General features: G+C 47.1%; 11 protein-coding genes and 1 pseudogene. 2 read left to right on the top strand and 10 right to left on the bottom strand.

Annotated features, from left to right (window positions below):
- Positions 1-354: 354 nt before the first annotated feature.
- The gene (locus BLW31_RS10740) at positions 355-1,071 is read left to right on the top strand and encodes a hypothetical protein (protein ID WP_010536058.1); all 717 of its coding nucleotides are present in this window, start codon (positions 355-357) and stop codon (positions 1,069-1,071) included.
- A 784-nt stretch (positions 1,072-1,855) separates the two neighbouring features.
- Here the strand turns inward: BLW31_RS10740 and BLW31_RS10745 are convergent.
- The 10 genes and pseudogenes from BLW31_RS10745 to BLW31_RS10790 form a co-directional block, all read right to left on the bottom strand.
- Positions 1,856-3,118, bottom strand: a complete 1,263-nt coding sequence (locus BLW31_RS10745) for a DcaP family trimeric outer membrane transporter (protein WP_029425187.1) — start codon at positions 3,116-3,118, stop codon at positions 1,856-1,858.
- A gap of 103 nt (positions 3,119-3,221) precedes the next feature.
- Positions 3,222-3,645, bottom strand: a pseudogene (locus BLW31_RS10750) (KilA-N domain-containing protein).
- A 123-nt stretch (positions 3,646-3,768) separates the two neighbouring features.
- A complete protein-coding gene (locus tag BLW31_RS10755) occupies positions 3,769-4,713 on the bottom strand; it encodes a tRNA-dihydrouridine synthase family protein (RefSeq protein ID WP_010536060.1) in 945 nt (314 codons plus the stop codon).
- 146 nt (positions 4,714-4,859) lie between these two features.
- Positions 4,860-7,466 (bottom strand): BT3328 family hyaluronic acid endo-lyase, encoded by a 2,607-nt coding sequence (locus BLW31_RS10760; RefSeq protein ID WP_010536061.1) that lies wholly within the window; start codon positions 7,464-7,466, stop codon positions 4,860-4,862.
- Positions 7,467-7,479: 13 nt separating this feature from the next.
- Complete coding sequence (locus tag BLW31_RS10765) at positions 7,480-9,423, bottom strand: PL29 family lyase N-terminal domain-containing protein (RefSeq protein ID WP_022301623.1); 1,944 nt, start codon at positions 9,421-9,423, stop codon at positions 7,480-7,482.
- A 38-nt stretch (positions 9,424-9,461) separates the two neighbouring features.
- The gene (locus tag BLW31_RS10770) at positions 9,462-10,505 is read right to left on the bottom strand and encodes a DUF5017 domain-containing protein (protein ID WP_010536063.1); all 1,044 of its coding nucleotides are present in this window, start codon (positions 10,503-10,505) and stop codon (positions 9,462-9,464) included.
- Between the two features lie 33 nt (positions 10,506-10,538).
- Complete coding sequence (locus BLW31_RS10775; RefSeq protein ID WP_010536064.1) at positions 10,539-12,257, bottom strand: RagB/SusD family nutrient uptake outer membrane protein; 1,719 nt, start codon at positions 12,255-12,257, stop codon at positions 10,539-10,541.
- Positions 12,258-12,296: 39 nt separating this feature from the next.
- A complete protein-coding gene (locus BLW31_RS10780) occupies positions 12,297-15,458 on the bottom strand; it encodes a SusC/RagA family TonB-linked outer membrane protein (protein ID WP_010536065.1) in 3,162 nt (1,053 codons plus the stop codon).
- 159 nt (positions 15,459-15,617) lie between these two features.
- Complete coding sequence (locus tag BLW31_RS10785) at positions 15,618-17,153, bottom strand: sulfatase family protein (RefSeq protein WP_010536066.1); 1,536 nt, start codon at positions 17,151-17,153, stop codon at positions 15,618-15,620.
- A gap of 304 nt (positions 17,154-17,457) precedes the next feature.
- Positions 17,458-21,522 (bottom strand): hybrid sensor histidine kinase/response regulator transcription factor, encoded by a 4,065-nt coding sequence (locus BLW31_RS10790; protein ID WP_029425188.1) that lies wholly within the window; start codon positions 21,520-21,522, stop codon positions 17,458-17,460.
- A 111-nt stretch (positions 21,523-21,633) separates the two neighbouring features.
- Here BLW31_RS10790 and BLW31_RS10795 point away from each other — a divergent pair, with 111 nt between their 5' ends.
- A complete protein-coding gene (locus BLW31_RS10795; RefSeq protein ID WP_010536068.1) occupies positions 21,634-22,275 on the top strand; it encodes a carbohydrate-binding family 9-like protein in 642 nt (213 codons plus the stop codon).
- The last annotated feature ends 31 nt before the right edge of the window (positions 22,276-22,306 follow it).

Raw genomic sequence — 22,306 nt, forward strand, 5'->3', positions numbered from 1 at the left:
CCTTTCTCCTCCGTCAGCGTGACGTGAATGTAGGGGAAAGGTGTTTTAATACTTATAGGAATATACGTATTACTTCCCTGAGTAGAAAAGTTGGCTACTTAAATTCAAGAGGAAGTGATGCAACAGATATTCCATGCCGATTGTTATATAGCATTCCTATATATAGGATTGGCATGGATGTCTGTTGTTTATCACTAGTCTTGAAGGGTTAGCCAACGCCTCTACTCAGATAGTGAGATGACAACAGCGTCCATGCCTTTCTCTTTTTTACCCCAAACCCCACATCTTTTTTTAGGGAGAGTGCATGGACGCCTAGTTGTTTTTCTGAAAGACAACCAAAACAACGAAAGCGATATGGACTTAGAAGAGGTGATGGCACAAAAGAAAAAGAATCTTGAAATGCTTATCCGAAACAAGGATGAAGCTATCCGGAAAGAGATGCTCCAATACGAGGAAGCGGAACTTTACATTCGTTTGCAGAGCGAATGTTTCAACCTGTATCCGGTAGTGATAAAGGCGATGGCATTGTTGATTGCTGATGATAGAAGGCGTGCCATCTTCTGCTCCATCGTAAAAGGGCACCGGCTGGAAAAACTGGCTGCCGCCCATAATATGACACCGGAAGAAGCTGTGCGTGAGTTCCGTTCTGTGGTATGTGATCTGAATAGTCGGATAAAACACGGGGCATTCACTGCCAAAGAATCCGTCAATCTTCAGTTGATGCTGGAACGTAATTCGCTAAAAGAGAGGTTGCGAAGCTATGACCTATTGTTGCAACAGTTGCAGCAGGAAAACAAGGAATTGCGTGAGCAGCTCGATACGCTTCAAAATGAAGTGAGAGCAGAAAGCGAGGCGGTAATGACGCTCGAGAAGGAATGGGCTATAAGAGAGGAAATAAAGAAAGAACTACAGGAGAAAATGTGGATGGAGCTGAAAAGACTGATGGAGGAATCCAAGGCAATAACAACAATGAAGTCTACAGATCGGGTATCTTTCTTTGTAAGATCTCTCCGGTGGTTGAAAAGGAAACTCAGGTTAGGCTTAGCTAGGACTCAGCCTCCTGTGAATTAAACATGAGTTTTGCTCCCATGCTCTCATTTTCTCCCTGTATCGCTTTATCCATCGTGGTTACAGATATGGTAGCAAGTGTGGTGGCAAGTATGAGGGCAAGTGGTTGCTCTCACTCCGCTATATCGTATTATATATTGTTTTTCTAATGTTATTAATTGATTTATAGGATGTTAATGTCTGATGTGTCAGCTGTTAACAGTTGACACGTCAGTTATTAATAATTGAGAAATCAGGTGTTAATAGCTGAGAGGTCATCCATTATTGACTGATAAATGAGGTAATGCTTTTCGAACGAACAGGTCAATTGCAACAATTGATGTGGTCAAGTCAATCCAATCGGGTGGTCAAGTCAGCCTAATCGAGTACTTCTCCGATTGGTTTCATGGGACGAAACTTTTAGTTTCATGCCTTGAAACCTTTAGTTTCAAGCAATGAAACTAAAAGTTTTAAACGTCTGAGGGTAGTCCGAAAACCTGGTTTGAACCCCATACTGTACGGAAAAGAATATATTTAGGCACGGATTACACGGATTAACACGGTTTTAGTGCTATGATTACGTAAAACAACCGTGTTAATCCGTGTAATCCGTGCCTAATCCTCAATTTATAATTTAGTTCATTTCCGTACAGAAAGAAACAAACTGATAACTGGGTTTTCGGATTGATTCAAAGAAAGGGGTATATTACAATTATAAAGAAGGTGTGTCAATACTAACTGGACTCTGACACACCCTCGACAATATGGGAATTGAATATATAGTTTCAGTTGAATGATTTACTGTAACTTAGAACATGAACATAGCGACTGCTACGATACGGTTATTGCTAACAGAATGAGTATCTATGATCTTGCCCTCCGATTTGTCCAGCTTTCCGTACCATGCCGAACTTAATGTATATTCAACTCCGAACTTCCAGTGAGGAACATTGTAGGTCAGTTCAGCTCCGGCAGTGATCAGTTTGTCAAGGTTGGTTCCTGTTCCATAGAGTTGGTCGGAGACTAATTCGTCGCTTGTACCTAAGTTTTTGGCGTATCCTACAAAGATTCCCGGTTTCCATTTCTGTCCGTAAACTACATTCAGCCAGGAGCTGGAGAAGCGTATCGGAGTGTATTCCTGCTCTTTTGTCTTGTTGTCTATGTGCTTGATTCCGAATCCTCCCAAGCCGGATGCTTGCGTCAGGTTGGAACCTAGTACGCTTTTGGCTCCGATAAACCAATTCTTATTCGTGTATTTTACATGAGCCTCATAAGACAAGGTGGTGATACGTTCGTCTACTTTGCAGATACGTGTGGTAAGTATGGTACTATTGGTGCCCGGATCATACGTAGGATCTTCCCACGAGGATTGTGTACGTGGCTTCAATGAAATCATTTCAATGCCGACACCAGCCAGTAAGCCTCCATTTTTATAATCAGCTCCGATATAAATCTCTGGAATATTGCTCTTCTTTATATATTCCTGACTTTTTCCGGCAGGTCCCTGCGACAGATATTGAGACTGCCATACCAATGCTCCGGTTAACTGGAACTTCTTATCTGTGAAGCGATAACGAATCTGCGGTGCACGGCTGAATGGCTGGAACGGTGCTCCTACGGAAAGATTAAGTATCTGAGGAGAAACATCGCCGAACAACGGATGCCACGTCTGACCTACCAGTACAGCCGACTTTCCCCAGTCCAGATTAAAGTAAGCATGACGGAGGCGTATGGTAGAATAGGAGGTTCCCGAACCACGGAAATCCACTTCCACTTTGGCGGAAGTCTTGGCTGTTCCCAGCTTCGGTCCTGCCACGTCCAGCCCCAGACGGGAGTATAATGTATAGAAGTTGCTGTTCGATGTAGCGTTCAGGTCTTCGCCATTGCCGTCGAGCATTTCATCTTTGGGGTACATGTAGAACAACCCGTCTACCGTTTCCTCGTTGGCACGGCTGTTATAGTAGAAGTCCGTACGAATCTGTCCGTAGAATTTGAATTTAAAATCCTTCAATTGTGCGAAACTGCTTGATAGTGTAATCAAGCTGAGAGATAATAGAATGTATTTTTTCATAATGTGCTTGTTAATAAACGGGCGCAAAATTATATAAAAACGATGGAATAAACGAATAAAAAAGAGAGGAATGGCACTAAATGATTTGGACTGAAAGTCAATTCTACTTTAACAATTTTCTCTTCCCATCATCCTCCAATATACGCATTTGCTGAATAGCTATTTGGTTTAACTTTATGAGTCGCTCACCTTGTGGAATACCTTGGTCAATAAACACGGCATTTAAGTTCTCCATGTTAGAAAGACAAATCAGTTCATTGATAGAGGCATAGTCACGAATGTTGCCTTTCAGTTCGGGGTTCTGTTCATGCCATATTTTTAATTGTACCGAATTCGGTACAATTAAAACTTGGATTGTACAACATTTCCCATTCCCCGATATACTCAAGGGTACTTTTCAAACTAAGCCATCGAAAAATGATATGCTCTTGCATCTGACTGCGAGCCATATCAGTTAGTGAAATATAATCGTTGTCGTTATATGCAACGACCGTAATCTCCGTATTCTGCACTTTAATCTTCGCCATATTTGTATCATTTGGTTTCAAGTTTTCAAAGGTACAGTGAAATATTGAAGAATAGATGCTTTATTCAGAATACTTTCCATTAATGAGAACGGTTAGCAAATCATTAACTCAAAATCGGTCAGCCTATCGTTGATTAAAAAAGGCTTCGGTAGCCTGATAATATTTGCTGATGCCTGTGCTTTTGTGGATTGCTTTTAATATCTTCCTGTCGACTAGGGGTTCCATATATTCCCAAAAGGCTTTCATTTTGTTCAGCAACTGTCCGTTTCCTCCTGTCAATAGTATGTCGTAATCGTCGAACACGTCTCTGTGCATGGATTTCAGTCTTTTCCTTATTTCATCGGGCGCGAGCGTACGGTTTTCTTTGTATTCCAAAGCTAAGGCCGGATTTGCCAGCAGTCCCCGTCCTATCATGATTCCCGCCAGTGAAGGGAATTGCTTGCTGATGCGTTGGATGTCTTTCACAAGATGAATATCACCATTGTAGACAAGCGGAAGCCGGCAGACCTCCCGGAAAGCTGAGAAGCCTTCCAAGTCTACTTCTCCTTTGTATCCTTGTTTGCCCAGACGGGGATGCATGGTGATTTGGCGCAAAGGCAGGTCGTTCAATATAGGAGCCAGAGCCAGGCATTCGTCCGGCTGTTCCCATCCCAGTCTCATTTTGACGGAGAAGCTGATTTGCGGATATCGGGTGACAATGCTGAGCAATGCTTTCACCTCTTCGGGATAAGGAAGGATGCCGGAGCCATTGTGGCGTCTCGCCAGAAGAGGGAACGGACAGCCTAAGTTTATGTCTGCTTCCCGGTATCCTTTCTCGATGAAAAGGGATAAAATCACTTCTGCTTTCTCTGCCGATGAGGCTATCAGCTGAGGTATCAGGTGGGGGACCTTATTCTCCTCAGGTTCGATTCCCCGGACATCTCTGCGACGGGGATCTCCTCTTTCCAGTCGTACGAACGGAGTATAATAAGTGTCTACGCCGCCGAAATACTTAGCGTGTGCGTTGCGGTAAAATGCTTCGGTGTAACCTTGCAGCGGAGCAAAATGAATAGGTAATGTATCTTGCATATCTTTTATTTTGCTGCAAAGATACAGAAAAGTAAAAGAGAGGAACCTCACGGCCCCTCTCTTTTGGGTGTTAAATTGATTAAAGTCTGATTTTCATATACGTTTTTAACGAAAGGTTAGAAAAATCGTGTGTGTGGGGATGCTTTTTATTTAAGTGCATTCAGCCATCCGGGCACGTAGCCCAGACGTTCACGCAATTGTGCCTCGTACAAAGATTCGGGGGATACCTTTGCACCGGTACTCTCTTCATAGGTGACCTGTTGCCGGTCCGTACCTGCGAATTGTACCTTCGTACCGTGTACACCGACTACGATAGGCGGGAAAATCTTCCACCATTTGTCGCTGTCGCTCCACCATTCGAAGTTGGAGGCATGAGAGTCCGTTCCGGTCACGTTCAGGTTCCACAGGGTGAGGTCGCTCAGATGATTGGGGGCTTCGTTTTCATCACCTCCCGCACGGTAGTACACAAGGCCTCCCCGACAGTTGTCTATCAGCGTAGCACGAGGCTGTGTGGCATGGGATTCGAAGCAGGCGTCATTGCCCCAGGTTACGTTCCATAATACGGTTCCTACACTTGGCTTCGATACGCCGCAGCCGTGGAACTGTCCTTGGCAACTCTTGCCGTATACGTCATTTCCTGCGCTTTCATCGCGGACTTTACCGATAAAGACACGTGAGGAACCTTGCGAGCGTACGGCTGAATGTCCGCGTTTTCCACTGATGCGGATGTTGTAAGCCGAGCTGTTGGCAGATTCGGCAAACGTAAGCGCTTCGCTGACACTCTCAAAGTGGACGTTGCGTACCCATGAATTGACTACACGTTGTAAGAGCAACGGTTTGTAGGCTCCGTCGTATTGCCAGCCTACCTTAGCTTGTTCGGCATGGCCTTCTCCGTGGTGGGCGTAGCCGTCCAATGCATTTCCTACAAAGCTGAGGTCTTCTACACCGACATTTTCCAGGTACTTGTATGTGCGGATTTCCCATCCTTCGGTATCGTTATACTTGATGTCGATATCGTGCATGATCGGTTCGTAGAAAGTGATCTTGCCGTTTGCGGCGGATTTCACTTGATGGAACTCGGTGATTTTGACTCCGTACTGGTCGTCAGCGTTCTGGTTGATGGAGATAGGGGCTTTCGCTATCGCCCAGTTCTCATTGAGGGCAATCGGGCCGATCTCTTTTTTCACCAACTCCCTGTCTCCGCTGCGCAGACGTAACTGCACCCACTGGCCGGAAGAAATCCCGGTGGTCCCGCTGACTTTTACGGTGAAGTCTCCGCGTTGTGCATTCTCGGTGACGGAAGCAAGTTGGGGAGAGTTGCCGGCGTTGTTCGGACCGTTCGTGTGCTTGATTGCCAGCAGAACAGGCGATGAACTGAGGTTGCTGATGCTTGTCGGCAGATGAGGTGTCTCCATAATCAGCCGTGTTTTGTCGGGACCGTCACCTTTGATTACAAAGTTACCGCCATAGATTTCAATGCCGTTGCTGACATTGTTGTTTTTCGAGTCTACGGCATCTTTCTGCTTGCTTTCGTCGCGCGTATTGTCGTCGTCGTTGTGAAGAACGTAGTCTCCTGCGGGGAAGTAGATCACAATCTTCGCGTTGGCATTCATCTTGTTGGTTCCGTTCACTTTCGTCATGTTATTCTCCTGCAGGATGTTGATCAGCGCTTCGCGGGCAGTCATGTTTTTGGAAGTCATGCGTTCCTTTACGTTGATCACTTGGTATCCTAAAGAAAATGCGCCTTGCGGCGCACTTTCTCCATGATTATATCCGGCATACGAATAGTCGAGCAGCACATTGTTTTCTCCCTGTTTGAAGCGTTGCCAGGCTAAAGCCGAGCTGGCATCTATTTCCGTAGTCAGCAGTTTCACCGGAAGCTTCACTACCCGGCAGTAGCCTTCTTTCGAGAATATCTTGATGTAAATCTGTTCCTCGTATACTTTTCCTTGTACATTCGTTTTAGGTGCGGTGACAATCAGTTTGTTTTCTGTCAGTTTCACGCCCCATGTCTGGTTTTCGATGGTGGCTGTTTCCACGTTGGCTTGTTCTACCACGAATTCCTGCTTTTGTCCCAGACCGAAAGTGGCTGTACCTTCGTATTCGATGGTCAGGTAGAAGTCTTTTCCGTAGATAGGAACCTTCACCTGGCTGTTGTCGGCACGTATGGTAAAGGTGATCTGTCCGGTAGCTTCGTCAATGGTTACATTGCTGAACAGCGAGCTTGCGTTGGCAACGGCTTGCGTTCCGTCGGCGATCTGGTTGTTGCCCAGTTTGTTCCAGGTGCTTCCGTTATCGACAGAAATCAGCCAGAAGCCGTTTGCATCTACTTTCAGCTTCGGAGTTACCCCTGCTGTTCCTGTTTCGGGGATGGCGCTTACCGGTTTGTCGTTTACAAGCAGCTCGGTGGTCATGCCGTTGATGGTATACGCCCAGTGGCCTGATGCGTTGACGCTGAACAAAGGCATGTCGTTCATGTCTACTTTGCCGCTGTATATGGTTACGGTTTCGCCGTTGCTCAGTTCGATGGTATAGTTGTCCTGCTCATCTTTACTGTACCCCACCACCAGAATTTTCCCTTCAACCATCTGCTGATAGTTGCTGATGTCCGAGTTCATCTGTTCTATGCTCGCTTCCAGGTTGGCCACCCGTTCTGTCAGGTCGTCAATGTCGGAGCGTAGATCATCCCGTTCGTCGCACGAGTAAAGTGCGACGAGGAGGGTGATACATATGATTGATATTACTTTTTTCATACGTTAGTCAATATTAGTTGGTTGCACCGTATTCGGCATATTCTGCATTCGGAACGAAAATACCGTTGGCGAGGTCGAAGGTGCCGCCGTCGAACGGATTGGCTTCTAGTATATTAAGTTGCTCCATGCTTTCAAATGGAGCTTTACCTCCATAGAACATCTGCCAGTTGAATGTCATTGTCTTATAAACAATGTTGTTTACACAAGTCGTTCCGGAAGGGGATGTTGTAACAGGGCGGAAAATAATGCAGGCATTTGCTCCTGCTGTATTTGTCCAGAAGATATTGTTCTTTACAGAAATGTCAGCCAGCTTATCTACATATACCATTCCCGTTGTTGCAGTTTCCAAATTGACAAATGTGTTGTTTTCAAGTACACAGTTAGCTATACCGGCTTTACTTCCGACAAATAGGCCAAACTGATTGACCTTTCCTTCAGGACAATAGAATACATTGTTTTTGAATACAATATTCTTGTAGTCCTGACTAGTGCTCGCTCCGAGGCTGATGATATACTTCTGATTGGCTGATTCAGATTTGAAGGTAGAATTTTCCATACTGAAGTTTTCTATGCTACGGGTGTTGGAACTCAAGTACAGGATGTGTTTCCCTGCGGAAGGAGTTATCTGACATTGGTCAAAAGCTACATATTTAAACGGATTATTATCTGTATTATATGTGAATATCTGATTGTTCAAGGTACTGGTTCCTACTAATGCGATGTTCTTGCATAAGAAATGTCCTTCACCTGAAGTCTGTACCAGTTTGATTTGAACATCAACATTGACTGTGCTGCTTTTCTGTGAGTTGTCGCCAATGAAGATCAGGTTTTGGACACTGCCTGTACCTGTATAATTTATTGTGACTCCTTCCTTGATAAAGTAAATTCCTTCTTTGGTCACTGCCTGATTGGATTCAATATAAGTTGCATCCGGGAATTTAGTTTGGTTTACTTCAATACCATTGATCGTAATATTTCCTCCTGCATTGTATACGGCATAGTAGCTGTCAACCACCTCTACAGCCTTCACCTGAATCTTGGCAACTGCCCAGCTGGCACCCTTATTCACTTGCACGGTTACGTCCGCTCCATTGTCCGCTGTTGCACGTGTATTGGCAACGGCACTTGCCGGAGCTGTGATGCTCAATGTAGCTACATTAGTGCTTTCATCCGCTTCGCTTACGGTAGCCACCCAGCCGGCGGGAGCAGTAACGATGACGTTTTCACCTTTCACTTTCACAGTCGTAGTAGCAGTCTTGCCATAGCCGATTTCCCAGTATCCGTTCTTCATTCCGGTTTCCGGTTCGGTGATTTCGCACAACAGGTCTTTCACGATAGGTATAGAGATGGCTTCCGTCTGTCCTTTCAGTTTGATCACGAAGAATTCTCCGGTTGAGTCTACATATACTTCCTCAAAGAAAGAGTCTGCACTGCTTCCTCCGGAACCATCGCTGACAGCGGATACCTTTTGTCCGTCTGTATCGAGTACATCTTCCCAGTTCGCTCCGTTATCATAGCTCACCTGCCAGAAGCTTCCTTCGTCCGTAATCCGGAACTTGGGAGCTATACCGTCTTTACCGGGAGTTCCTACAGCCTGAACAGGTGTACCGTTCTGCATCAGCACTTCACCGTTCACTACCCATTGGCCTTCGTCATTGACGGTAATTTCAGGATAAGCCACTTCTCCCTTTGAGCCTTGTGTCAGTGAGATGGTTTCTCCGTTGCTCAGTTTCAGTTTATATGTACCGTCTGTATTTGTCACTTCTGTAATAGTCTGACCACCTTCAAGCAATCGCTTGATAGCTGTCATGTTATCGTTCAATAGACTGACTTGTGCTTCCAGAGACGCTACACGGTCTTTCAGATTGTCAACATCGTCTCTCAAGTCGTCTGTATCGCACGCTGCCAATGCAAACAGCGCAAATGCGGTTAACATGATTGATTTAAAGTAATTCATAGATATAATGTATTAGTTATTATTTTATTCGTTGATTGTTATTCTACTACGTTCACAACCATGTGGTAGGTAGTAGTAGATGAGTGGTCGATATTGGCATTTCTGGCGAGGAACGTTACGTTGTAAATACCAATCTCGTTGTACGTATATGTATAGGAGCTCAGACTCTGAGTGATATCCTTCACCTTTGTTCCCTGATCGGGGCTGCAAGAGTTGACGGTGATCAGGTCAGAGACCAGCCAGCTGTATTTCAGCGGATCATTTGCATTGGTACTATGGATGAAGAAGGAGCCACCGCCTACACCTGTCAGGTTCCAGATACCGGATGTGTTGTTTGTAACCGTTCCGTATTCACGGTCATTGGTCATGCCTGTCTGATCTTTCAGGTTCCATTTGTTCTTCATGTTGACCGGAGTGAAACCGAAAGAACCGGCAGAATATTCAGTTTCCTGTCCGCTGGTCATCACATTGTTGATGCGCATCTGCTCAAAGTACATCTTTGACTGTGCTACGGTATTGTCAATACCCCGGTAGCAAATGGCGATGGCAATTCGTTTGCCCATGTACTCTTTCATATCGAAACTGTATGGAGTGGCAAGATCAGCATTACCTACCGCCGCTGTGGGGAAGGAGGATTGTGGAACCAGTTCTTTCCATTTACCGTCCTTCTCGAATTGCTCTACAAGCAAAGAGTCGGCTTCGAAATTATCCTTGTATAATCCGGTGAATTCGTCGGATATATACACGTGTTTCTCTAATGTCGTGCTTGGGTTTCCATACTGGAACCAGATAGAGAAGTTCAGTGTGGACGACTTGATCTGTGAAGGATCAACCGTTTCGCGTTCGCGATACTCGTATTTGCTGCCTGCTTCTCCACTGAAGAAGGTCAGGAAATCCGGATCGCCCGAAAGGATGAACTCTATCGGAGTGCCCTTCTTGGCAGTAATGATCTGTCCGTCGAAACTTACATTTTCGTTGGTTGCTACTTTTACGTGCAAGCCTACCGCTTCGTCCAGCCCGTCGCTGCAAGCCCCGAAGAAGAGGCTCGCTATACAGATGGCTATGAGTTTATATGTTTTCATAATCTATGATGCTTTTATGGATGAATACTTTGATTACCAACCCGGATTGTTCTGTGTGATATCTTTGTTCACACTCATTTCCGCATCCGGAATCGGGAAGTAGTTGTATGTGCTGGAGATATTGAAGTATGTATATACGTTGGTCGGTCCCTGCGTCCAGTTATTACCGGATTGTGCTTCGGTCACCAGTGCTCTCATGTTCTTTACATACTCACCCCAGCGGATCAGGTCGAAACGGCGGGTGTATTCGAAACAAAGTTCCATGGCACGTTCATCTTTTACGGTCTGGCGGAATTCTGCCTGCGTCATGTCGGAAAGCTCGCTCAGACCAGCGCGGTCTCTTACTTCCTTCAGACATTGGTAAGCCAGTGCGGTAGGACCGTCATTCGCTTCGTTTTCCGCTTCTGCGATCATCAGCAGTACGTCTGCATAGCGCAGGATGGGGAAGTTGATAGCCGTATAGTTCTTGTCTTTCTTGTCCGCTTCGTATTCACGGCGGTACTTGCCGCACATACGGCTGTAGTTCTTGGTGGCTGTGGTCTTTTCTGTGTCACCTGCGTACTGGTAAGTTCCGCGTTCCTGACCGTATTGAGACATTACTTCAGCAAGTTTGCCCTGCTCAAATTCACGATGGGTTACCCCTGTATTCTTACCTCCGGCTTCTTTGTATTCAAACGGTGCGATGCTCCAGTTGAAACGCTTGGTGTCACCGTTGTTCACATAAAGGTTGTACAGTTTCGGAGTGCTGTAGATGAAGGCATAAGCATATCCGGGGTCTTTTGATCCTACCACGTCGCTTTTGGAAGACATATCGGGGCCGGCAAGTCCGATGATGTTACCGATACGGCCTTCCGCCTGCGTATCCGAAATGTTGTTGCCGGCGAATTCGGCTTCCCAGATACTTTCGTTGGCAGTGGTATTATACTTGTCGGAACACATATCGATGAAAGGGTCCCAGTAGTTGGCAGCCAGTTTGTGTCCGGCAGTCATTACTTTCTGGGCGTAGAAGCTGGCTCTTTCGAAATAGTCCTTCTTCTCGGCCTGTGTGGCATTGCGGTCTTCGCGGTAGTGCTCGCCTGCACGGAACAGATAGACACGTGCCAGTATGCCCCATGCGGTAGACTGGGAGATACGTCCCGGCTTATAAGCAAGGTCGGCTGCTGACTTCAGACCGGTCTCAGCCGCATCCGCCATTTCGGAGACGATGAAGTCGTAGATTTCCTGTTTGTCTGTACGCGGGATGTTTAGGTTGGTAACGCTTTGCGTAGAAACCGTTTTGAAAGGAACATCTCCCCAGCACTCCACCAGGTTGAAATAGTAGAATGCACGCAGGAAACGGGCTTCGGCGATGTATTGCTCTTTGACGCCTGAGTCGAAACCGGTTACTTTGTCGATGTTTTCGAGGAACATGTTGGCACGGTTGATACCTGAATAGAGGGCATACCAGAAGGCAGTCACGGCATTGTCACTGGTAGTGGCATTGTTACAGATCAGTCCGGTAGAGGCAGGACCGCGTCCGCTGCCTCCGTAGTGGGATAAGTCGTCACCGGCTACGAGATACATATAGTCACCGCCGTAGAAAGTGGGTTGCGACAGTATGGCATAGACGCCTGTCAGGAATGAGTTGGCTTCAGCGGGGGTGTTGAAGTAGTTCTCCGGCGTCAGTTTGGTAGGTTCTTTGTCCAGAAAGTCACAGGATGCCATGCTGAAACCTGCCAATAGAGCTATGATTGTTATTTTTAATGCTTTCATAATCGAATTCTTTTTTCTAACTGTTACTATCTTATCCATTTAGAATCCCAGACTTACACCAAAGCTGACAGAGTATGCTCTCGGATAGGAAGAGTAGTCCAGGCCGGGAGTCAGTGCGCTGTTGCGTACAGATACTTCCGGGTCATAACCGGAATAGCCGGTGCATGTCCACAGGTTTTGTGCGGCAACATAGACACGCGCTTTGTCTATTTTCCATTTCTTCACCAGCTTGGAGGGGAAGGTATAGCCTATGGTCACATTCTTCAGGCGGAGGTACGAACCGTCCTCGATGATGCGTGAAGAAATGACACGGTTGGAAGAGGAGTTGGTAGCCGCGGGAATATCACTGGTCGGGTTGTCGGCTGTCCAACGGTTGGCATAGCTGGCGAACTGGTTCAGTTCGCGTGATCTGTTGTTGGAACTTTCAAAGAACAGACGGTTGGCATTCATGATATCGTTGCCGTAAGACCACTGGAAGAAAATGCTCAGATCGATACCTTTGTATTCAAAGTTGTTGGTGAAACCACCGGTATGTATCGGAAGTCCGCGTCCGATAATCGTACGGTCGTTGGAGTCAACTACTCCGTCGCCGTTAAGGTCGGCGTATTTGGGCATACCCGGCTGAGTGTTGGTCTCAGTAGAGTAGTGGGCTACTCCCGGCTTCAGGCTGTATGAATTACCCGATTTGTTGAAGTCGTCATACTTGTATGTGCCTTCGTAAACGTAGCCGTACATCAGTCCCATCGGCAGACCGATTTTGGCGATGTAGCTGGATTGACCGTTGTAGTTCTGGTCGAACTGGGCGGCAGTCAGCAAGGCTGTCTGATTTTCCGACAGGGCCAGTACTTCGTTCTTATTGAAAGAAATGTTGAAGTTAGTCGTCCACTTGAAGGCGCGTGTCTGGAAGTTAACTGTGTTCAGACTGAGTTCCAGACCGTCGTTGCGTACTTTACCGATGTTCTTCGTAGCGCTGTAATAACCCGAAGAGTAGGGTAGAGAAGCATCCAGCAACAGGTCGCGGGTAGTCTTCCGGTAGATATCCATCGTTATTCCGATGCGTTCGTCGAAGAATCCGAGGTCGAGACCTGCATTCCATTGTTCGGTTGTTTCCCATTTCAGGTCTTTGTTGGGCAAAGAAGTAGGAACGACACCTGCATTGGTTGCATCATTGTCGAACGGATAAACACCGCTTGGAAGGGAGTTTGTCGATGTATACGAGCCGACTCTGGATTTCAATACGGCCAGCAGTGCATAATAATCGTACTCACCGATACGGTTGTTACCCGTGAGTCCCCAGCTCAGACGAATCTTGCCGCTGGACAGTACGCTTTTCAATGGTTTCATGAACTCTTCTTCTGTGAAGCTCCATGCCAGTGATGCGGAAGGGAAGTATCCGTAACGGTTGGCCTTGTTGAACTTGGAAGAACCGTCGGCACGGAAAGAAGCGGTGGCGTAATACTTGGACATATAGTTGTAAGTCACGCGTCCGAGGTACGACAACATCGCCCATGAGGATTTTGCCGAAGTGGTAGTACCTGCCTGTCCTTCGCTCATGCCCGCCATTCCGAGTGACTCGTTGGGGATGTGCGTTGTGCGGAATGAATAAATCTCGTAGTCCGAGTTCTGGAAAGTGATACCTCCCAATACGTTGAGGAAGTGTTTCTTTTTGATGTTGGTCTGATAAGTCAGCGTGTTTTCATTCAGCCATGTCAGACGTTCCTGACGGGTCACCTGAGCGTTCACCTTATCTGTAGAAGTCGGTCCTCCGTAGCGGGTATTCGAGTTGTTGAACTGATCCTGCTTACGTGAGTCGTAGGTATATCCGGCGGAAACTTTCAGTTTCAGACCTTTCAGTACTTCGTACTCTGCGAATCCGTTCATCTGCAGATTGTTGGTATAGCTTTTCCGGTATTCGTTCTTCTGCGATTTGATCGGGTTGAAACGGTAGTCATTACTTGAATCTACGGCGTTGTCCGTTGCGCTGTCCATCAGGAAGCTGAGCGGAGTGTCGGGAGAAGTCACCGGACGGTAACCCCATACGCTATAGAAAAGGTTGTTCATACCACTGTAGGAAGTAGAAGACGGAGTACTGCCTGTCTGGATAGAACGTGAGTAGTTGGTAGTCAGGCTCATGTTCAGTTTGCCGCGGCGGACTACGGTGTTCATACGTCCCTGCATGCGCTTGTAACCGGTCTCTATCAGTGTACCGTCCTGATCGAAGTAAGACAGGGAGGCGTTGTAACGTACCCCTTCCGTACCTCCGGCAAGTCTGATTGTGTGATTCTGCTGCCAGGCTGTTTTGAATATCTCGTCCTGCCAGTTATATTGTTCGATGTTCCGATAGTCGTCAAGTGTCCATTGCTTGCCTTCATAGTTCATCAGGTACGAACCGGCCACTACGGTGGGATACATTTCATTCTGCAGTTTGACAAACTCGTAAGCATCCATCATCGGAATAGTGCGGGTGACATGCTGCACACCGAAACTGCCGTCGTAAGATAGCTGTGCCCGTCCTACTTTACCTTTCTTGGTGGTAATGATGACAACACCGTTGGCACCGCGCGCACCGTAGATCGCTGTAGCCGACGCGTCTTTCAGGAAATCGAGCGATTCGATATCGGAAGGATTCAGTGTGCTGGCTGCCGACGAGTCTTCTATCGGGAAGCCGTCGATAACGAACAGCGGTGAGTTCTCCTGTGTCAGTGAGTTGTTACCACGAATCACAATGCTCATGTTGCCGCCCGGCATACCTTCACCCGAAGTCACGTTTACTCCGGCGATACGTCCTCCGAGGGCCTGATCGAATGAGGCGACGGGAGCGGTGAGCACATCTGTCATATTGGCTTTCGCTACAGAACCGGTGAGGTCGCGGCGACGCACTTCCTGATAACCGACAACAACGACTTCGTCCAATGTTTTAGTATCTTCTTTCAGGGTGATTACCATCGGCTTCTGCGAGTCTGCTTTTACTTCGACAGTCATATAGCCAATAAAGGAAATGACCAGAGTAGCATTCTTTTGGGGGATGTTGAGCGAAAATTTACCGTCAAGGTCGGTGATCGTTCCCTGCGAAGTGCCTTTTACCTGAACACTGGCTCCGGGAACACCTTCTCCTAAGTTATCCTTCACAGTACCTTTGACAAGTACCTGTGCAAGCACAAATGGAACAGAAAGCAGGAGTATCCCTATCATAGAGAACATCCTTTTTCTAGTCTGGTTGGATAGATGTTTTTTCATATATTAAAAATTAAGTGATTTTGTTGAGTTTACGATGGCAAAGATATACGCATTGATTGTTCTCATATGGATAGAATTATTCAAGATTGATACAAAATAATACAAATCTGCTATTCTCATAAGTTATCTTGTTTTTACCGATTTAAGTAGCTCAGACAGCTTTCTGACGGCCTCCGGATGCAGTTTCGCCACATTGTTTTTCTCCGATGGATCGGAGGATAAATCGTACAGTTGGGGTTGCCTGTCGTTGCCAAGTTCCATTCTTGTCCAGTATTCGATGGCGGGTGCGTCACTCGGTTCGATGTACTTCCATTGTCCTTTCACGATGGCGAGCGTATTATTGAGATTTTGCTGTACGATGTATTCACGGTTGGCGTCGTCTTTTCCCAAAAGAGTGTTCAGATGTTCCTGACTGTCAGGAGCCGCACCTTTCGGCAGCGGTTGTTTCAGTAGGGCGGCAAGCGATGCGTACACGTCTATCTGTGAGAAGAGAGCCTGCTGCTTGTTCGGTTTCACTTTGGCAGGCCAGCGGAGGATAAACGGAATGCGGGTTCCGGCTTCGTAGGCGCTGTACTTTCCACCTCTGTAAATGCCCATTGGGGTATGTCCGTTGAGCAGCTCGAAAGCTTGGTCCTGATAACCGTCGTCGATGACGGGACCGTTGTCGCTGGTGAATATAAAGATGGTATTGTCCGTCAGCTGGAGGCTGTCGAGGGTGTTCATGATTTCTCCGATTGTCCAGTCGAGTTGCAGGATCACGTCGCCACGGGTTCCCAGACCGCTCTTTCCGGCAAAGCGGGGATGTGGTACACGCGGTACGTGTACGTCTTGTGTACCCATATATAAGAAGAAAGGTTCTTCTTTGTGGGAAGCGATGAAGTTCTTTGCTTTATCGGTGATGATGTCGGCGATGTCCTCGTCTTTCCAAAGGGCGGACTTGCCTCCGGTCATCCAGCCGATGCGGGGGATACCGTTGATAATCGTGTTGTTATGTCCCTGACTGGGCTTTAATTTCACGAGTTCCGGATTTTCTTCTCCCGTAGGCCAGTTGCCTACTTTGTGGTCATAGTTCACGGTAATCGGGTCGTTCGGGTCGAGCCCTGCCACGTGCCCGTTCTCTACGAATACGCAGGGGACACGGTCTACGGTTGCCGGAATCACAAACTCGTAGTCGAAGCCGATACTCTGGGCGTTGGGGGTAATTCGTCCGTTGAAGTCGGTTCCTCCCTTCGGACCGAGTCCGAGATGCCATTTGCCGACAACTCCGGTAGCGTAGCCTGCTTCTTTCAGCATATCGGCCATTGTGACGCAGGCGGTGTCGATAATCAGTTCCGAGTTTCCGGGGGCGATACCGGTATTTTCTTGTCGCCACGGATACATTCCGGTGAGCAGCCCGAAGCGGGACGGGGTGCTGGTGGCGGAGGTTGCGTAAGCGTTGGTGAATTGTACTCCCTGTCCGGCAAGGCGGTCGATATGCGGGGTACTGACCTTTGTTGCTCCGTAGCAGCTAAGGTCGCCTATGCCGAGGTCGTCCGCGAATATATAAATAATGTTGGGCTTTGGGGAGTTTTGTCTATTGTCTTTTTGTACTTTCTGATTGCATCCGGTCAGCAAGGCCATACCGGGCAATAGCGGCAGTAAACGTGAGACATTCTTCATAATGTTGTTTTTTTATGGAGTGATTACTGAACACAAAGATAAGAGGATTGGCGGAAATGACTGAGCAGGAATGTACAGGTGAGATACAAAATAGTCCATTCTAAAGATAGAGGTTAAATGTTCCGGGGCTACGGATGCCTTTCCCTGACATCGTAGCCCGGAGCTTGTGCCACGCTGTTGGCACAGCTGTGCCACTACGATGGCACGGTCGTGCCAACGGCGTGGCACAAGTGTGCCAATAGGCGGGAACTACTTTGGCATAGGTTCTCCCGTTTCAAATGCTACTTGCTTACCTGTTTACAGGTTATTGGTCCGTTTCTTCGTCTCCTTCTTCTTCTTTTTCTTCACCCTTGCGGTAGGCAAGCGGACTGACATGGTAAATCTCCTTAAAGCATTTACTGAAATAGCGGGAAGAAGAGAAACCGATCCGGTCGGAAATTTCCGTAATGTTCAGCTCCGGATTGTTCCGCAGCATGACGGCTCCTTTCTTGAGACGGATACTTAATATAAAGTCGTTCGGTGTCTGGCCGGTGACGGCTTTCAGTTTCGTGAACAGATTGGTACGTGCCATGCCCATTTCCCGTGCGAAGATGTTCACATTGAAGTCTGTGTTGTCCAGATGACGTTCGATGATAGCCATGGCACGGTCCAGCATTTCTTTATCCATTGGGTTGGTAGCGAGCATTTGGGCAAATGCTTGTGGCTGTTTGCTGAATTTCTCTTGCAGCAGTCGGCGTGAGTTCACCAGATTGTTGCAACGGGAAATCAGCAGGTTGGTGTTGAACGGTTTGGTGATATAATCGTCCGCACCGATTTTCAGTCCTTCAATGTTGTGTTCTACTGCCGTGCGTGCCGTCAGCAACACCACAGGTATGTGGCAGGTATTGAAATCCGTCTTAATCTGCTTGCAGAGTTCCGTACCCGACATACGCGGCATGACAACATCACTTAGTATGATGCTGGGCATGTCTTTCTGTATCAGTTCCATGGCTTCTTCTCCATCAGAAGCGGTAGTGACCTGATAGAAAGTCTCGAAGATGCTTACTAACATCTGTTTGATGGATTCGTTGTCTTCTACTATCAGCATTTTGGCATCCTCGATGCGTTTGTTTTCTTCCTCCTTCCATCCGGAGTCGGGCAGTATTTCTACTGACGGCACAAAGGTTTCCGGTTGTTGCCGGATGCTGTCATCCGTAGATTCCTGCACTATTTGCTCATCGGTGAAGTGCTTGTTGCCCAGTTTGAGGGTGATAATGAAACTGCTGCCTTTGTCCGGTTCGCTTTCTACCCGAATGGTGCCGTGATGGAGTTCGATAATACCTTTGGTCAATGCCAGTCCGATACCGGTTCCGGTTCCCGTATTCAGGGAGTCCAGACGTTCGGTCTGATAGAAACGGTCGAATATCTTATCTATTTCAGCGGCAGCGATGCCCGTGCCCGTATCTTTTATTTCGATAATGACAGAGTGGTTCTCCTGCGATACGTTGATGGAGATGGTGTCTTCCGCCTTTGTATGCTTCAATGCGTTCGACAGCAGATTGTTCACTACCTTCTGCATTTGCTTCTGGTCGTACCATACTTCAATATCATCCGACTGTTTGTTGAACTTGAAGTTGATTTGCTTGCTGCTGGCGTATTCCAGAAATAACAGATAATTCTCGTACAGGAAGTTTACCAGATTGTGCCGGCTGACTTTAATCTTCATGTGTCCCTGTTCCTGTTTGCGGAAGTCGAGCAATTCCGTAATCAGTTCACGCAGTTGGAGGCTGTTTTTGTATATGCCTAATATCTTATTATATATATTAGGCGTGAATGTCTGCACCTGTAACAGCGTCTCTACCTGCCCTACGATCAGTGTCAACGGAGTACGGAACTCGTGGGAGATATTGGTGAAGAAGCGCAGCTTCGACTGGTTCAGTGCTTCGAGGTCTTCGATATGCTTCTTCTCGTACTTCAGTGACTCACGCAGTTTGATGCGGGAATTGTAGTTCTGAATGAGATACCACAGCAGACTGACAGTGCAAATGGTATAAATCAGATAAGCCCACCACGTCTCATACCAGGGCGGCAATACGCGGATCAGGAGTCGGGCAGCTTCGATGCCGTCTCCGTCCGATTTGATGACGAGCGTATATTTGCCCGGGTTCAGGTTGGTATAAGTGATAAGCGTCTGTTTGCGGTCAGTATGATTCCATTCGTCAGAGAAGCCTTCGAGGCGGTAAACGATTTCATTCCTGTTGGCAGGGATGAAGTTGGAAGTGGCATATTCTATGCTAAACATGGACTGGTCGGCTTTCAGACTGATTTCCGATGTATAGGCGATGGACTGGTTCAGAATACCGGTGTTGTCTCCGGCGGTGATTTCCTTTCCGTTGACCAGCAGACGGGAAAGGATGATGCTGTAAGACTTGGGGGTAAAGTGCAGTTTCTTTTCCCAGAAAGAGATCATTCCCTGGATACCGCCGAGGAATACTTCTCCGTCATGTGTCACGAACAATGCGTTCTCGTTGACGGCAGTCAGCGGGAATCCGTTCTCGGTACCGTAGTTGTAGAACTTCTTCTGTGGGTAGTCAAACTGGGAGAATCCCTGATTCGTAATCAGCAGCAGGTCTCCTTTCTGTATGGATGACTCGAATACTTCATAGATACAATCGCTGGATAGCCCGTCTTTCTGTACGTCGAAATTCTCAAAGTCGTTGCTTTCCTTGCGGTAACGGTCGAGCCCGCTTCCGGAAGTGGAGAACCACAGATTGCCGTTACTGTCTTGCATGATGCTGTTGACATTGTTGTTGCTGAGGCTGTTCGGATTGGCGGGATTGTGCGCATAATGGGTGAGCTTGCCGGTGTCGAAGCGGTAGGAATATACACCCTCTCCGGTAGCGGAAATCCATAGCGTTCCGTCTTTATCGATATAGAGGCTGGCTACCATGCTGATATTTCTGCCTTCTTTGGTGTCTTTGAAAAGATGTTCGCAGGTGCCTGTTGCCGGATGGAAGAGGCATACTCCGTTTTGTGTGGCGATAATCAGTTTGTCCTCGTAAGGTACAATATCACGGACAATGTCCGAGGGCAGTGTGCTCAGATCGCCCGCTTTCATCCGGTAGACGGTGAAACGGTTCGTGCGCAGGTCGAGTTTGTTTAGTCCTCCCAAGTGCGTACCGATCCACATAATCTCCTGTGCCCGGTCGTAATAGATTGCTTTGACATTGTTGTGCGAGATACTGTTTTTGCCTTCTTCGTGGCGATACCAGCGGTAGGTATTGTTTTTCCGGTTGTAGACATTTACTCCGCCGCCTTCGGTACAAATCCATAAGTTACCGTCTTTATCTTCCGTCATTCTGCCGACGATGGGGCTGCTCAGTCCTTCTTTCTCTGTGTCTCCCACTTTATAGCGGGTATAGATCTCATATTCCGGATTGAAATAGTTGACACCGCCGAAATAAGTCCCCAGCCACAGTGTACCCTGTTCGTCTTTCACGATGCACCAGATGGAAGAGTGGGTAAGTCCGTCGGGCTTGTTGTCATTGGCGGTATAAAGCTGGAACTGTCCCGTGCTTTTGTCGTAACGGTTTAGTCCGTGGAAGGTTCCGATCCATAGATTACCCAGATTGTCTTCGCAGCAACTTCTGACGAAGTCGGAGCATATACTGTTCGGGTTCTTCGGGTCGTGGCGGAAGTTTTCGATGGCGCCATTGGTCCGGATACGGTATAATCCCTCTTCCCAGCTACCTATCCATAGCTCCTTGGAGGAGTCTTCGTAGATGCTTGCTATGTTTCCTTTCGTGATAGGCTGAGAGAGTTGTTTGTCTTCCGACAGGCAGTAAACGCCGTTGCTGGTGGTTCCCATCCATAAGTTTTTCTTCTTGTCCAGATGGAGGCAGGATAGTGCGATGTCTTTGCCGGCGAGGTGGTAGTAAAGGTCGAAGTTGTTCGTGTTTTCGTTGAATACGAATACTTCCTCCCTCTTTCCGATGTATAGCTTCTCGTTGTAGTAGATAGCGTCCACATTGCCTTGAAGCAATGTCCTGAACCTTTGAGTGGTCATATCAAATTCGGCTACTCCGTCGGTGCAAAGCAGATAAACTTTGCCGTTCTTGTTGCCTGTGATACGGAGCACGGTATTGCTGAACAAGCTGTTCGGATCATTCTTTTTGAGCTTGAAGCTTTTGATGTCGTTACCGTTATAACGGTTCAGCCCTTCGCGCGTACCTGCCCATATAATGCCCCGTTCGTCAATATATAGGCTGTTGACAGAAAACTGAGAAAGTCCGTCGTCTGTGGTCAAATGGCTGAAAGTAATATTTTGTCCTAACGTGCGGACAGCAGTTACGCTTAGAAATAACAGAAATAAAAGGATTACTTTTCTCACTAATTCGGCTGTTTAAGGTATTACTAATGGCAAATATATTGTTTTTATTTGGTTTTCGGGAACCTTATTAGGAGAAAGTAACTATATTTGTATCCTCCAAACGAAAGATATATGAAAGTAAAGAAAATTAGTTCTGCTAATGTAGAGGCTTGTTCGCTTCCTAAATTATTTGATGAGGAAAAGATAGATTTCCAGTCGGTTCAGTGCGTCAATTGGGCTGAATATCCCTATAAACCCAAGGTAAGTTTCCGGATTGCCCACACTAAAGATTCTATTCTGTTGCATTTCAAAGTCAGAGAAGAGAGTGTGCGCGCCAAATATGGAGAAGATAATGGCTCTGTATGGACTGATTCTTGTGTGGAGTTCTTTTCCATTCCGGCAGGCGACGGAATCTATTACAATATAGAATGCAATTGCATCGGAACGATTCTGATTGGTGCCGGACCGGCCCGTAACGGTCGGGAGCATGCTCCGAAAGAAATAACGGGGCTTGTACAGCGGTGGTCCAGTCTGGGCAATGAGCCTTTCGAAGAACGTGTGGAGGATACGAGTTGGGAAGTCGCTCTGATTATTCCTTATAAGGTGTTCTTTAAGCATCAGATTGAGTCTCTGGACGGAAAAGAAGTGAAAGCTAATTTCTATAAATGCGGTGATGAGCTGCAAACTCCTCATTTCTTGTCATGGAACCCGATAAAGATAGAGAAACCAGATTTTCACCGTCCCGATTTCTTCGGCTCGCTGGAGTTCGAATAAGCCGGTAGCATAAGTCTGAATAGAAAGATAT

The organism is Bacteroides faecis MAJ27, assembly GCF_900106755.1.
In the GTDB taxonomy this organism is placed as follows: Bacteria; Bacteroidota; Bacteroidia; order Bacteroidales; family Bacteroidaceae; genus Bacteroides; species Bacteroides faecis.